This window comes from Ktedonobacteraceae bacterium (assembly GCA_035653615.1).
Lineage (GTDB): Bacteria > Chloroflexota > Ktedonobacteria > Ktedonobacterales > Ktedonobacteraceae > DASRBN01.
Map to the genome: position 1 here is coordinate 1 of DASRBN010000043.1, position 15,414 is coordinate 15,414.

Here is a 15,414-nt window from a genome sequence, read left to right on the forward strand (position 1 = left end):
TTCATCTCGTTGGGCCAGTCGCTCATGCAAGTCTTTATTCTCTTGTCGAAGCTGAAGCAGTTCTTCTTCTGGCGTCATGCCCTTACTCTACAGGATGTTGAACTCTTTGGCAAATCTCTAGGACACCTGAGTAGTTACAAATTTTTTTCGTATTTCACATGTAGCAACAGCGATCCTTGCTCTCCTATAACTTGAGCCTCTCGTTATTACTGAGTTTTTACAAAATATTCCTTGAATTTACTAATATTCTTGGGATTTTAAAAACTGAGATATTGACAAAAGCACAAGTACTTATTATAATATTGATGAGTAATAGTTATTCAGCCAGAAAACTGAGAGATCTAGCCAAGCTATTAGTATTTTAGGATATCTATTGAAAGGAGTGCATTCAATGCATCCTCGTCGCTTCTTCTCACAATTACTACCGTTTTGCTTTGCTCTAATGCTGGTTTCTTTTATAAGTACTCTGCGGTCGCCCATCATCTTTGCAAATTATAGCTTCGATGGTGGTTATTGGCCGAATAATTTTGCAATTCAGTACATCAAAGATTCCATGACGAGCAAGGATAGCGCAGGGTTTACCAATGGTATAAATGCATGGAATAATGATCCTTATGCTCCTGTTTACTTTGTTGGTTATTCAGGTGGGAATCATGTAGAAATGTGGGATCAAAACGATGGTAACGATGGATATGACGGCTATTCATGGAGGGATACTTCGTCTTTTGGTTGCAATGTTAACGGTACTACGGTATATGTAATTGCCTATGCGGCGGCATATTTGAATACCTACTATACAAATCAGAGTAAATATACTAGTGGTGGAGCAGTTCAAAGTGTAGCGGCACACGAACTTGGACATGATGTTGGTTTGGGTCATGATCCCAATGAAAATCAACTTATGTATGCTACTACAGATCGATGGTGGGTTGATGGGATAAATAGCCCTCAAAGTGATGATAACGCTGGTGTTAATGCCATCTATTCCAAATGCTGATATGCGCTAATTGAAGCGACTCGCATTCAAGAAAAAGGAAGAACTTGGTCTTTCGCCGGATGTTCTCAAGAGCAAATTATCTCTTGCTCTAGTTTGCAATGAGAGAGGTTAATGAAAGTTTAGCTTGCAAGGAGATTTCTAATGCCAAATACTAGTAAGCATAGCCCTATATTAGCGGTCTTGATGAAAGCCCTACTTGCAATAGTGATGATTGCAGGAATTGCAGCATGCCAACAATCACCCGGCATGACGAGCAAAAAAACTTCTAGCAGCACCTCTCATATAGTGATGGTGGACGCATCTCTCGCTCATATCTACAGATCACTGAAGGAGTTAAAAGGTGACTCAACTTTGATTGTGCTAGGTACTGTAAACTCACAGTCAACGTCTATTGGAAATCATGGCATACCCTACACAACTTCGGTCTTAAATATTGAGCGCACTTTACTGGGCAAATTAACAAAGAAGGTACTTGTACGACAGATAGGAGGTATAATGTCGGATGGCGCATCCATGGAAGTGGAAGGTTTTCCATTGCTACACATTGGCTCCCGCTATTTTCTATTTCTCACACCTAGTCCAATCACTGCACAGATGTATCCAGTTGGAGCATATCAAGGGGTGTTTGTCGTAGACACAAACAATCAGGTAAGCTCTATCAATGGGCAAGGATTGCCAATCAAAGATGTTCCACTCAATACATTTGTTCAAGAAGTGCTCTCGTCATAAGTATTGCAATTAAATTTATCAGACCGTAGAATTATTATATAACTTTTCCGCTGGGAAAAGTTTAAGCCCATTACTCCAAAAAAATGTTATGGGTGGTCAGAATCAACCCATTGGAAGATAATCATTTGGAGACGGGAGTCTGGCAGTATATGAACGCGGAGAATCTGACTAACAATAGATTAAATCTTCACCCCCACATATCTTTCATGGCCCGAATAACCATGTTATTGGGAATTTTGAGTCTAGTATCTGTCTTTCTCGCTCTTACAGCAGTGTTTCTGGTGATGACAGCAGGTATCTATACCTATCTCCCAGCAGGTCGTGAGTACCTCTACCTACTCTTCTGGCTGCTCTGGTTGCCTCTCCCAATCGTTACCATCATCTGTGGCACTTATGCCAGGAAAGCCGCAACCGTGCGTGGAAAGTATGATCTTGCTTTGATTGGCCTCATGCTTGGCTATGTGAGCCTTGCTATCATCAGTGCCATTATATTTGCCGAAATAACTCTGTTCTTCCGTGCATCAGGATGCACGCCTGCTGTTCCATGCGAATAATAATGTAACTGGATAGTCAATCAGGAAGTAGCTTGCCAACCGGCCAAATTTGCTAAACTTCATCAAATCACCACTGCGTTCTCGTTTATTGCCAGTGAAAGCCGTCCTGAAGAATTGTGACAACCAAATCAGGTAATCTCCCGTCCTGTAGGGACAGCGGCTGGTGCCTGTCCTAGTATCGCAACCAGGACAGGCACCAGCCGCTGTCCCTACAGGAGCTTTGTGAACAATTTTTCATAAAAATACCACCCACATACCATTACTTTGGTCATGCTCTCAAGCCTGATCCATTGTCATACACGACTATTTTAATTAACATGTATTGACGAAAGCCAACATTCCAACGGGTGTTAGCGGCACATATTGATTGAAGTGCAAAGTGGTAGAGTGCGGATTTATCCAGCACGTGGTAGAGTGTGGGTTTATCTCGCACATCAGCAGAAGAGGTAGAGATTTGATGAACGCTGAAGCATTGATAGGAACGGTACTTGGAACGTGTACACTGCAACGATTGATTGGGCAAGGGGGCATGGGCGCGGTCTACCTGGCCCAGCAATCTCGTCCTCGCCGCCAGGTGGCCGTAAAGGTATTGCTGCCGGCTGCGAAGCTCAAGCCGCACCAGCTGGCCGCTTTCCTGGAACGCTTCCGCCGTGAGACGGACGCAGCCGCCTCGTTGGAGCATCCCAATATCATGCCCGTCCACGAATATGGCGAGTACGATGGACTGGCTTACCTGGTGATGCCCTATATCAGCGGGGGCACGCTGCGCGATGCCATGGAGCGCGAAGGGCCGATGAGCCTGGAGAAAGCTGCCTTCTACCTCGATCAAGTCGCCGCCGCCCTCGATTTCGCTCATGCGCACGGCGTCATCCACCGCGACATCAAGCCTGCCAATATTTTATTGACCTCCGAAGGTCGTGCCTTGCTGACCGATTTCGGCCTCGTCAAAGTGATTGCCGATGGGCAGTCCGCCCAGACTCGCCTCACCGGAGAAGGCGCTCCCGTTGGCACCCCGGACTATATGTCTCCCGAGCAGGTCATGGGAGATGAGGTCGATGGGCGCGCCGACCTCTATTCGTTGGGCGTCATCCTCTACCAGATGATTACCGGCACGACGCCATTTCAGGGCGAGACGCCCATGCAGATTGCGGCGCAGCAGTTGCATACTCAACCCGCTTCGCCTCGCCTGCTGCGCCCCGATTTGCCCATAGCTGTTGAACAGGTCATGCTGCGCATGATGGCCAAACGACCCGCCGACCGCTTCCCGACTGGGCGTGAGTTCGCCCTTGCTTTCCGCGCCGCCATGACCTCCGTGGAACTCCCATCCTTTGTAGCGACGAATTCAGCCTCCATCCCTGCTACTCCTGCCCATACCGGCTCATCGAGCCTGCTCTCCCGGCGTTCAGGTGGGCTGCTCGATCCCCAGTGGCAATCAGGCATGTTTCCGGTAGTGACTCAGGACCAGGACAGGAGCTATGCAACGGGCGTTCTGCCCGCCGCTAATGCCGCTATGCCGGTCCGCTCCTCCGGTCTGCTTTCCAGAACAGGCATGTTTCCCAGGGTCGGAACCACAGGAACCTTCGCGGCAGCCACGGCAAACGACCAGGTACCTGTCACACCGCCTGGCGGGCGTTCCCTACTCGGGCGCAATCAAGCTAGCGCCTATGCTCCAGCCCAGGACCTCTACGGCCAGCCAACGCTGCCACAGGTGGACTTTAACGGCATGCCTATCCCATTCGATCAAATGCCGGGCAGCGCCAATCTCACCGCCGGTGTAGCGATGTTTCCAACCGCGAGCGACAAACAGCCGGCGATACTCCCCTCTGCTTTCACACAAATGTCGCCGGATTTCAAAACAACCTCGGGTTCTCTGGCCGTGCCGAACTACGAGCAGATCAATGGCAGCACTACCGTCAAGTTGACCGGCCCTCTGAAGATTGTACAGGTTCCGGTAGCCGGTCAACCAGGCCAGTACATGACCGGCCTTTTGAGCGTCCCAACACAGGCGCCACCCCCGGCTCCCCCCACCAGAGGCTTCTCGAAAAAAGTCCGCATCATAGGACTATTGATCGCCCTGGTTATCCTGCTAGCAGGTGGCACAGCGGGACTCGCCTTCGTGCGTTCGCACTCCTCGCAGCAGTCAACATCCTTGAACAGCGGTTATCCTGCCGCAAGTAGCACTCCCAACTTGCAGGCTACCACCATCGCCCAGGCAACGGCTACCGCTCAGGCAAATATTATCCTTTCAGATGCGCTTGACCAGAACTATCACAACTGGCCCATCTCAAATTCCGGCACGAAACTCTACCAGTTCAAGAATGGCGCATATCATATTACCAATCTAAGCGATCAAGGCGTTGCGGTTGTGCTGCAGGCCGGCTCATATAGCCAGCCAATCGGTTACCAGTTAACCATGCAGGAGATCAAGGGAGATGATACCTCGATTAATAACTCCTTCGGCATGATTATCCGCTATAGCCAGCAGACCAAAGGCAACCAGGTCATCAACACCTTCTATAGCTTTGAAGTCGTCAATACCAACAACGGGGAATACAGATTTTACAAGTATGACAACAGCAAGGGCCCCTCGGTCAACCCGTGGACGTTGCTCTGGCACCAACCATTTGGCAAAGAATTTCACCAGGGTCACACCTCTAAGAGCATCAATACGGTGAAAATCTTTGCTAACGGCAGCACTTTTACTTTTACTGTGAATGGTAAGGTAGTGGGAACCGCTAAAGATAGCTCGTTCAAAGCTGGCACCGTTGGTATGCTCGTCAACCTCAAAGGTACCGAAGTCGCCTTTTCCGATCTGCTGATCACCAGGAATTAAAACATCGGTGAGCGTGCAGAGGGCGACCCCATGAATAGGGTTTTTGCAGCGCCCAGGCAAAAACCCTATTCATGTAAGGCCCTCCAGGGTTCCTACACGCTTGCCTTGATAAGTACTTTTGTCACCCCCCTGAGCCTGAAAGATTGTCAGAACTGTCTCAGTTTAATACTATACACACATGGGGATGTTGGCCGTGGGTATTCGTGTGCCCGCGAGCAATACACCTATCTATCCTGCGACCGTGTCATTCTGAGCGCAGCGAACGGGGAAGAATCTCAGTCTGACATCGCCGCGAGGTAGGCAGGGACGGACGTAAGGAGAAAATTTTGATGAAAACGGAAGCGTTGATCGGAAAGGAATTAGGCTCAAGCACACTGCAAAGACTCATTGGCCACGGCACGTTAGGCACCGTCTACCTGGCTCAGCAGAGCCGCCCGCGTCGCCAGGTTGCCGTCAAAGTGTTCGTGCGCGCAGCTGCGCTGGAACCTCCTCTCCTCGACGAATTTCTCGCGCGTTTCCAGCATGAAGTGGATGCCGCCTCTTCGCTGGAACATCCACATATTCTCTCCATCCATGAATATGGTCAACATGTTAAATTAGCATACCTGGTCATGCCGTTCGTGAAAGGTGGCACACTCCGCGACAGATTGGAACGTGATAGCGCGCTTCCCCTTTCTACAGCTGCCGATTACCTGGAGCAACTGGCAACCGCTGTAGATTTCGCTCATAGCAAGGCAATCATTCATCGTGATATCAAACCGGGCAATGTATTGATTGCGTCCGATGGCAGGCTGCTGCTTGCCGATTTCGGCTTGACCAATGTTGTATCAGAGGGCAAAATGGCCTCCGTGCGCCTGGCCGCGGCAGGAATGCTCGATTATATGGCCCCCGAGCAGGTCGTGGGCAAAAGGATAGATAGCCGCGCGGACATCTATTCGCTCGGCGTTGTGCTTTACCACATGGTTACCGGAACAGTTCCTTTTAAAGGGGAGACGTTGACACAGGTGGCCGTGAAGCATTTGCAGGTACCTCCTCCATCGCCGCGCGCCTTACGCCCGGATTTGCCGCTAGAAGCAGAACAGGTCATCTTGCGCGCGCTGGCCAAGCGCCCGGGAGAGCGCTACCAACACGCGCAGGAACTCGCCTCCGCTTTCCGCCTCGCCTTGCAATCCAGCGTTGAAGCACAAACTCAAACCGGGCAGCTCCGCGAGCAGAGCGGCACATATGAAATCAACACCCAGCCTGCATCCCATAAGCCTCACAGCCTGTTTGATCCACAGTGGCAGACGGGCACGCTTAACGTAGTACACAATGGGCGCCAGGACACAGGAGCAGATAAGGCGCTTCCATGGGCCTCGCACGGGCAAACGGGGTTCTTGCAGGAACCCACGACGAGCAGCGGAACCGGGCAGTTTCGCATGCTCGGCAAAACTTCAAGGAGCGCCACGCAAGAAGATAGGGCTTCCGGTCAGGCATTGGAGACGCCTGTGAAAGCCGATCCCGTGTCTCCTTCTCCTGACGCGGGTACGACAGGAGCCTTAAGGCTACAAAACTACGAGCCGGGCAATACCGGCACGATCAAGCTGACCGGCCCGGCCAAAGTCGTGCGCGTGCCTGTCGCGGGCCAGCCAGGTCAATATGTGACCGGACTGCTGCCGGTATTGCCTGCCGCCGAGCCACAATCATCGCCCGGCAGGCCAGCAGGTGCCAGGAATAGAAATGTAAAGGTCCTGGCAACCGCGTTGCTCGTCCTGCTCCTGGTCGGCTCCGGTATCTTCGCGTTCGCCAGGATACGTAGTAATCAGTCACCATCAACGGCTCAAAACAAATTACATAACAAACCCATGATGGTTAACCAGACGCCTGATATTGCAGCTACGGCTACCGCAGATGTGAAGGCGACTGCTGAGGCCAATATCATTCTCTCCGACCCCCTGGATCACAATATTCACAACTGGCTCGTCAAGAACACCGGAACCACACTCTATCAGTTTCAAAATGGCGCATATGTCATCACCAACAACGACCCTGCGCGGGGAGCGCCCGCTATCTTGCAGGGCGTAACTCTGAGCAGCCCGTTTGGCTATGCTTTGACGATGGAAGAAATTCGTGGCGATGACAACTCCATCAATAATGCGTTTGGCATGATCTTGCGCGCCACCACGCAGCAGAAGGGTGGCAGGACGATCACGACCTTCTATAGCTTCGAGGTCACGAATAATCCGGGCGGCGAATACGAGTTCTGGAAATACGATGACAGCCAGGGATCGAAGGCGAATCCCTGGCAAGAGCTCTGGCACCAACCATTTGGCAAAGAATTTCATGAGGGACATGGGCCAAAAAGTATCAATACCTTCAAAGTCTTCGCCAATGGCAAAAGTTTTACGTTGACAGTAAATGGGAAACACGTTGGCACCGTCCAGGATGGCTCGTTCTCCAGCGGTGCCGTTGGCATGCTCGTCAATCAGAAAGGGACAGAAGTCGCTTTCTCAAATTTGTTACTGACAAGAAACTAGTAGGGACAGCGCCTTGTGCCTGTCCTCAACAGAGCCATATTGATCGGTTGATTGTGAAAAATCATTGCCTGTTCTCATTGGAGCTGGAGGCATCACTTGACAAACATACTCATCACTATCACGCTTGTGCTTACCGTTTTTCTGTTGGCCTTGAACTGTTTCCTCGCGGTGTTCTACCGTAAAAGACGTGCTGCCGAGATTGTGTCGTATATTGTGGTGGGATTGATCGAGCTGGGCCTGTTTGTCTTTACGCTCATGCTGCGTCTTGGCATTCTGCGGCATATCCCCTATCACCTGCCGCCCCATTTGCCTTTTAACCGCGCCGAAATCGGTGCGACGATTACCATTGCCATCGGCCTCTTCCCCGCCGCTTACTGGCATCGCACCTCACTCTCGCAACTACGACAGCGTATGGCACGCGATGCCCAGGCCATGCAGCAGCGCGAAGCCGGTGTTCAGGTCCGCAGTAGCGCACCAGGAGAATGGATGAACTAGGACGAATAACTGATCTTCTGAAACTACGCGCCCTCTATTCGCGTAGTTTGCTTAGTGTCATCGACTCATTTTTCCTATTTGATAGCCATATCCATCATGCGTTCTTAACTAGCAGGTGTCTTGACAACAGCCTGTTATTCAGTTATTATGTGCTATAGCAATTAGTTATATCTTTAAATGTAGCACTAAGAAAGGGTAACAATGCTTCCTGAGCAGAATCAATCCATGATGGCAAAGCCGGTGATGCGACAGCAAAATCCTTTTCAAGAGAAGATATCGGCTGCCGTGGTAGCGCGTGACCTTGTGCGGATGTTTGGGCAGAAGGTCGCGGTGAACCATCTCAATCTGACAGTACAGCGTGGTGAGTTTTTCGGCTTTCTGGGTCCAAATGGAGCCGGTAAATCCACCACCATCAAAATGCTGACCGGCCTTTTGCGGCCTACAAGCGGCTCCGCATACGTGGGCGGCGTCGACGTATGGAGCGACCCTATCCGGGCGCGCTCGTTGATGGGCGTCCTGCCGGAATATCTGAACCTGTATGAACGCCTGACCGGGCGCGAGTTTCTTACCTTCGCCGGACACATGTACGGGGTGCCGGAAGCCGATATCCGGCGCCGTTCGGAGGAGCTGCTGCAAGTGCTGACGCTCAATGATGATGCCGATAAGTTGATCGTCGATTACTCTGTCGGCATGCGCAAAAAGATCGCGCTGGCAGCCGCGCTCATCCATCGCCCGCAGGTACTCTTCCTCGATGAGCCATTCGAGGGCATTGATCCGGTCAGTTCGCGCGTCATTCGCGATATCCTGCACGATGCGACGCGCCATGGCACCACCATCTTTTTCTCCTCGCATATTATGGAGGTGGTGGAGCGCCTTTCCACACGCGTCGGCATTATCAACCAGGGAACGCTGGTGGCCGAAGGTACGCTGCAAGAACTGCGCGACCGGGCACAGGAGGGCAAGGATGCAACCCTCGAAGACATCTTCCTGAACGTGATTGGCGCGCGCGAAGAGGCACATAATCTAAGCTGGCTTGAATAGCTCGCCGGGTGGAACATTAGCGTTTCCGCCGTTTTCCTATCTCCAGGAGGGATATATGGTCGTGCATAGTGATAAGCTGCGCTGGCTCTTCTGGTTGCGCTGGAAGGTCTTCACGCGAGGCTTTGTACGCAGCCCATGGAGCGCAGTCGGTTCCATTTTCCTGTTTCTATTCGTTTTGGGATTCGCGGGTTCGGTTGCTGTAGGCTCCTTCTTTGCCTATCGTCTCCTGCCTGCCCCTGCCAATACAGAACTGGTATTCATTGTCCTGACCGCGGTCTACTTCTTGTGGATCATCCTGCCCCTGCTGGAATATACCGTTAATGAGGGTCTGGATGTCTCCAAATTAATACAATTCCCGCTCACGCGTGCTGAATTGATGTCGAGCCTGCTGTTCTCGACCCTGCTTGATATTCCCACCATCGGTCTTATCCTTGTTTTTGCCGCCGTAGTCGCAGGTTGGGCCATTTCTGTGCCCGTGGGAATACTGGCTTTTGTCGCCATGCTGATCTTCTATGTGCAGGTAATCGGCATCAGCCAGCTGGTGCTGGCCATCTTGATGCGCACATTGCAGAGCCGCCGTTTCCGCGACCTGAGCATTATCATCATCGCCGTCTTTTCCTCGTCCTGTTACCTGATCCAGCAGTTCGTGCTGGGTGGCACGCGGCTGCAACACTTTTACGAGAGCCTGAAAAGCGCCAGTTTCTCCCCTTATCTACAGTGGTTGCCGCCGGGTATGGCTGCGCGCTCAATTCAACAGGCGGTCGCCGGCAACTGGGGGGCAAGCCTTGCCTTCCTTGGTCTCTTGCTGGTCGTCACCGCGGTAGTATTGTACCTCTGGCAGGTTGTGCTTGAAAGCAGCATCAGCACGCCTGAGGTTAGCGGCTCCGGGCGCAGGCATGCCCGTCGCCAGCATGCCCCGGCCTTGCCTGCCGGTACTGAAATTGCCGGCACGACCCTGTGGAGTCGATTGATATCTCCGCAGGTACGCGCCATCGCCACAAAAGATCTCAAATACTTCTGGCGCGACCCCCAGCTCAAGGTGGTGATGTTCCAATCGCTAATCTACGTCGCCATCTTCATTCTAGGGCCATTATTCAACCCCAACTCCGCCCGTTTCGGCGGTAGTAGCTACACGCTGTATATTGTCCCCTTAATCGTCTTCCTGTTCACCATCACGCTCTCGCTTAACTCCCTGGGCCTGGAGCGACAGAGCCTTACCACGCTATTCCTTTTTCCAGTCAAGCCGGAACGCATCCTGTGGGCAAAAAACCTGGCTGTGTTTATGCTGGGTTTAGGAGAACTGATTGTACTGATCATTCTGGCCGCATTCCTGTCGCGGGCCTGGAATCTTGTCTTGCCTGTGCTGGCTATCGCGCTGGCGGGAATGGGCATCACCCTCGGCTGCGGCAACTTCACATCCGTTTACTTTCCGCAGTACGTGCGGCAGATGCAGCGCGGCTTTCGCGCTACCGGGCAATCGTCGCAGGGAGGGTGCCTGCGCGGCATCGTATCGCTGCTCATGCTGGCCGTAACCGCCGTCTTATTGATACCGGTTGGTGTGGCGCTGATCCTGCCCGTTCTTTTCCATGTGCAGTGGGTATGGGCCGTTTCCATTCCCCTGGCTCTCGTCTACGGCATCACCTTTCACCAGGTCGTGACGCGCCTGGTAGCGCCGCGCATCATCGATCGGACGCCGGAGATACTGGCGATTACGACGCGGGAGCAATAGTCATCCCTACTGCTTCCTCATCAAGTCCTTTTTATGAGCCGATGAGCGCATATATCTCCAGAGCAGGAAAAGAGGGATGACGATGAGCGCGATGACCAGCGCGTAGGCTCCGATTGCGATGATCGTTGACAATCGCTGCGCCTGCTGTGGACTACTGTTGCCGATGGCGGGCGGATACAGCCCTGTGATGATGAAGTGTGGCTCGCCGCCTACATGGATGGTATTGAAGATTTGCTTGCCTGGAATGTCCAGCATTGCCACGTTTCCGCCCTGCAGCGCGATAAAACCGAGCTGCCCATCGCTTGTGATGGCGATTGATTGCGGGGCAACACCCAGGCGAATAGTGTTGATCGGTTCGTGCGGCGGGACAGTCGTGCCAGGTGTAATTGGGCTTAGCACCTCAATGACCTTGTGCTGTATGTCGGGTACGTAAACTTCGCCTGTGATCGCGTCATAATCCATTGGGCCAAACTGACCTCCGCTCAACAAGGCAGGCAGAGGCTTGCGCGATGCCAGGTCTATGGCGTAGACATCGCCGTTGCGCGTTGTCAGGTACACAAACTCTCCCGCCGGAATGGTGACATATTGCGGACCGCCAGGGATCGGAATGCTGGCAATCAGGTTGCTGTTGGTATACACATTCATGGCGGTCGTCGTGGCTACCCACAGCTGGTTGCCGTTCCCTCCCGAGATGCCGGAGCCAACGTAGGCTACCGCCATGCCATAGACGTCACCGCTGGTGGTGATGGTTTTCTTTATGGCGCAATTCGTGGGGTCGATTTCTGTGATCGTGTTGGAAGCGTTGCCGGCCGCGTAAAGGATATTGAGGCCTGCATCGAATGCCACCAGGCTGGGCCGTCCGGGAACATTTGCCGTACAAACCGTCTGCCCCGTTTTTGCCGCGAGCAAGGTAACGCGTCCCAATGCTGGCTGCGCGATATAGAGAAAACGCCCATCCAGGCTTAAATAGACCATGGATGGGTCGCCTGGAACAGCAAAGTTATTGACTACTTTTTGCTGCGAGATGTCGATAACACTCATGCCATTCCCTGCCCCTGCCACATATGCCAGGTTGGGCGCTCCCCCATCGGCATAGGCAAGCTGAGTGGCGGGGGACAGCAAAAATAAGCACAGCAGAGCAATGCCTATCCCATATATTTTTACATGATGCAAACTCATTGTCTCCATACTCACGATGCCGGAGGTGTTAATGAAGTCCACCCCTTGCTATTTGCGTCCAGGCGATACATTGCCGTTGGATAGGAAAGCGAGAGATATACTACTGAGGGATTGGTTGGATCGGCGGCCAGAACTGCCAGGTTGCCATTGATGTGCGGCAGCTGGCTCCAGGTGCGTCCACCATCTTCGCTGCGATAGACGGCCAGCCCGGTTTTGCCATAAATGACCTGCGGCGAAGCAGGTGACACGGTTAGCGCGGCAATAGAAGCCTGGCTATACATCAACTTGAACGTCTTGCCACCATCTTGTGATGCGTAGACACCCGCGTCACCGGAGGCATAGATAGGGCTATGTGGTCCTGCCGTCGCTACGTCATCGATGCCGCCCTCGATATTTTTGAAGACCTGCCAGTGATTCCCGCCGTCTGTACTGCGTGCCATACCATCGCTGCCGTAGACCAGCAGTTGACCCGGCGCTCCCGGAATGGGCAGGATGCCAAAGATCAATCCAAAGGGCAGTGTGCCGGTGCTGGAGAAGTGCTGGCCGTTATCCAGGCTGACTTTCAGTCCCAACGCTCCCTGGTCGAAAAGATAGATGTAGACCTCGTTGGGGTTGTCGTTACCGGCTGCCTCAGTATAGATATAGCTGGAGGTGAGGCTGGACGTGGGTATCGAAAGTTTCCACGTTTTGCCCTGATCGTCGCTTGTATAGAGGCCCAATGTACCGGAATGGGGAACTGTCGCAAGTTGTGTCAGGACATAGAGCCTGTCGGGATCGAGCGGGCTATAGGTGAGCGCATAGGCCATTAAGCCGCCCATTGGTTGGCCCGGACCTGCCGCCACCTGTTGCCAGGTCGCGCCATCATCCTGGGAGCGAAAAATACCGTAATGTGTTGCCAGCACCAGGACATGCGAAGGCAAGGCGATCAAGGAATGCACGTGATTGGTCGCTATTCCAAAACCATTGACTGCTAGAGGCGTTGCGGTTGCATCGGATTGTGCTCCATTGCCGCTCCCACCGCCACTGCAGGCGGCCAGCAAAAACGCGATCGCTATAAACATGATAATGCGTGCATGTTTAAACTGTTCCATAGTTACACTGGTTACATCTTTCTCTGTGAACGATGAACTTCAAAACCGCTCACTATATTACCATATCTAACGAATATTGACGCATCAAAATATCCTGGTGATTACCTACAAGTGGGTGGGAGATTCTTCGTTGCACTCAGAATGACATGCCCCGCGCTGTCATATCGCATTCTCTACGTTGTCATAGGGATGTTCTGCAATGGACGTAGGGCCGATTCATCGGCCTCGCGCCCGTTGCCACAGTAGCTTGTTCAAACCCATTATCGGCCCCGCCGTTGTAACATCAATCTTGCGCGGTAAATTTGACCGTCGCCTCGTGCAATGCGCCATCGGGCGTATGTATTATTATCCTCACCTGCCAGTCGCCCGGCATACTTAAATCCCCGGCGGCACTGAAATGCCCTTTCCCATCGGGTTGTAGAGTAAGCGTATCGGTCCCCATATCCATATCGAGCATGGTGTTGTCAAGCGAAACCCCGACATTTGTAGCAGGCTGACCCGTTGCATTGTCAGTAACCGTCGCTGTGAAGACGTTGGAGCCGAAGCGATCAGGATTGATGTTGAGCGTGATAGTAAATTTCTTATCGGTTGTTTTCACTGTGGTATTGAACGACGAATTTTTCGCCGCCGGGGCCGCGGAGGTTGTAACCGGAGCAAGCGTACCAACAAAGACATTCATCAGCCCGGCGCATACCAGTATACCTGCGCCCAGCAGTGGCTGCCAGCGCAGGACCGATTTCAGTTGTTGAGTTTTCTTCGCCATCCGTCCTTCGCGCAATCTCACCTGTTGAGCAAGCAATTGATTCTGGCGCGAAGTTTCCCGGCCATTGGCTGCGGTTGTGGCCTGCTGTAACGTACTACCTCGATTTATTACGTTCCCCTCTTCTGCCGCTGTCGCCTGTTCGGATGGGGCAATCAGCTGCGCTCCTACAGGCGACCCGGTGACTTGCAGATTTTTTAAGCGCTGCGCAGCATAAGCGTATTTCTTCTGCTCTTTTTTCAGTCGCGGGCTGAGCAGGCCAATCTGAATGGCGCTGGCTAGCAGTAATAAACCCGTAAGCACGATATGGACAAGCAGCGCGCGTCCATAAGCAGTCGCTAGAAATTGTTGCCCGGAACTCAGATGGAATGTGGCGCTGAAAGGACCTGTGACGGCCATAATCAGCACTCCGGCAACGACCAGCGGCGTGGCATAGGGAATGACGGTTGCCAGCGAGCGTGACTGTTCTGCCGGCGCCCTGCGTTTGAGAACCGGCAGGTAAGCGGTCGCGATGTACATGATGCCACCAACCCAGAGCGCCGCCGCCAGCAGGTGCAACCAGTCTATCACGACGGCAAAGACAAAGAGGTTTATTCTGACCCCTGTAGCAGGGCTTGACATAGACATGGCGACGAATAGCAGCGAGCCCAGGAAAAAATTGACCAGGGAAAGCCCGTTATTGACGGCCCGCGAGCGCTGCTTGTGCGCTACCATGTAGACTGCGAGCAGCAATGCCACAACAATCACTATCTCGCCCATCGTCCAGTATGTGCCGAAACGCCCGCCGCCAAGGACATCTCCAAGCAGCGAAAGGGAGAATGCATCTGCCCAGTTCCCGCCCGCGATATTGACTGCCTGCCCGATCAACACACCGATATTAGCCAGCAGGAGCACGACGAGCGTGGGCAGCGAAAGGCGCTGTTCGAAATACTGCTCCACCTCTTCATTGATGGATCGTTCCTCTACATGTGCCTGCGATGCAAGTCCAGGCACGAAATTCGACCACAGCTGCGCTCCCATCCAGAAGACAGCCCCAAGCTCAACCAGCGTTATCATAATGAAGTTGAAAAATGTCGGGCCGTCGATTTGACTGGCATTCAGGACGGCGAGCGTCTCTAAAAAATATCTCATCTATTTCATCCAAATCTTCTACTGTCAGGCGCGGGATCCTGATGAATTTTGACGAGCGAATCAGGGAATCCGTTCGTGTCATGCTGAGCGCAGCGAGAATTCCGCTCTGTTCACTTAATAAAAAGTCAGCATCAAATAGAGAATCCGTTCATGTCATGCTGAGCGCAGCGAAGAATCTGCGTCGAGGGCCACCGAGATTCTTCGCTGCGCTCAGCATGACATGGCCAGAGATTGCTTGCCTCATTCGGTTGTCAAATTTCACGAGGGGCGTACCCTGGTGGTCGCCCGCCGTCAGGTATATTGTCTTTCATCTTTATAAGAGCGTCAAGTAGGGGCGTACCCCGGTGGTCGCTCGCCGT

At 52.7% G+C, this 15,414-nt stretch carries 12 protein-coding genes; 9 read left to right on the plus strand and 3 right to left on the minus strand.

Annotation, left to right across the window (positions count from 1 at the left end; translation table 11 throughout):
* The 9 genes from VFA09_26680 to VFA09_26720 form a co-directional block, all read left to right on the plus strand.
* Positions 1–195, plus strand: a 195-nt coding sequence (locus VFA09_26680; protein HZU70890.1) for a hypothetical protein, incomplete at its 5' end; no start/stop codon positions are given.
* 196 nt (positions 196–391) lie between these two features.
* On the plus strand, positions 392–997 hold the full coding sequence (locus VFA09_26685; GenBank protein HZU70891.1) for a matrixin family metalloprotease: 606 nt from the start codon (positions 392–394) through the stop codon (positions 995–997).
* Positions 998–1,138: 141 nt separating this feature from the next.
* Entirely contained in the window at positions 1,139–1,726 is a 588-nt protein-coding gene (locus tag VFA09_26690; protein HZU70892.1) for a hypothetical protein, read from the plus strand.
* Between the two features lie 281 nt (positions 1,727–2,007).
* Positions 2,008–2,280 (plus strand): hypothetical protein, encoded by a 273-nt coding sequence (locus VFA09_26695; GenBank protein HZU70893.1) that lies wholly within the window; start codon positions 2,008–2,010, stop codon positions 2,278–2,280.
* A 457-nt stretch (positions 2,281–2,737) separates the two neighbouring features.
* Complete coding sequence (locus tag VFA09_26700) at positions 2,738–5,113, plus strand: serine/threonine-protein kinase (protein ID HZU70894.1); 2,376 nt, start codon at positions 2,738–2,740, stop codon at positions 5,111–5,113.
* A 329-nt stretch (positions 5,114–5,442) separates the two neighbouring features.
* The gene (locus tag VFA09_26705; GenBank protein ID HZU70895.1) at positions 5,443–7,629 is read left to right on the plus strand and encodes a serine/threonine-protein kinase; all 2,187 of its coding nucleotides are present in this window, start codon (positions 5,443–5,445) and stop codon (positions 7,627–7,629) included.
* Between the two features lie 96 nt (positions 7,630–7,725).
* A complete protein-coding gene (locus VFA09_26710) occupies positions 7,726–8,124 on the plus strand; it encodes a hypothetical protein (protein ID HZU70896.1) in 399 nt (132 codons plus the stop codon).
* Between the two features lie 201 nt (positions 8,125–8,325).
* Positions 8,326–9,165, plus strand: a complete 840-nt coding sequence (locus VFA09_26715) for an ABC transporter ATP-binding protein (GenBank protein ID HZU70897.1) — start codon at positions 8,326–8,328, stop codon at positions 9,163–9,165.
* Positions 9,166–9,220: 55 nt separating this feature from the next.
* Entirely contained in the window at positions 9,221–10,894 is a 1,674-nt protein-coding gene (locus VFA09_26720; GenBank protein HZU70898.1) for a hypothetical protein, read from the plus strand.
* A gap of 6 nt (positions 10,895–10,900) precedes the next feature.
* Here VFA09_26720 and VFA09_26725 read toward each other — a convergent pair whose 3' ends face one another.
* The 3 genes from VFA09_26725 to VFA09_26735 form a co-directional block, all read right to left on the minus strand.
* The gene (locus VFA09_26725) at positions 10,901–12,073 is read right to left on the minus strand and encodes a YncE family protein (protein ID HZU70899.1); all 1,173 of its coding nucleotides are present in this window, start codon (positions 12,071–12,073) and stop codon (positions 10,901–10,903) included.
* Positions 12,074–12,084: 11 nt separating this feature from the next.
* A complete protein-coding gene (locus VFA09_26730) occupies positions 12,085–13,164 on the minus strand; it encodes a hypothetical protein (GenBank protein HZU70900.1) in 1,080 nt (359 codons plus the stop codon).
* Positions 13,165–13,447: 283 nt separating this feature from the next.
* Positions 13,448–15,055: a FixH family protein gene (locus VFA09_26735; protein ID HZU70901.1), complete on the minus strand. Its 1,608-nt coding sequence runs from the start codon at positions 15,053–15,055 to the stop codon at positions 13,448–13,450.
* Between the last annotated feature and the right edge of the window lie 359 nt (positions 15,056–15,414).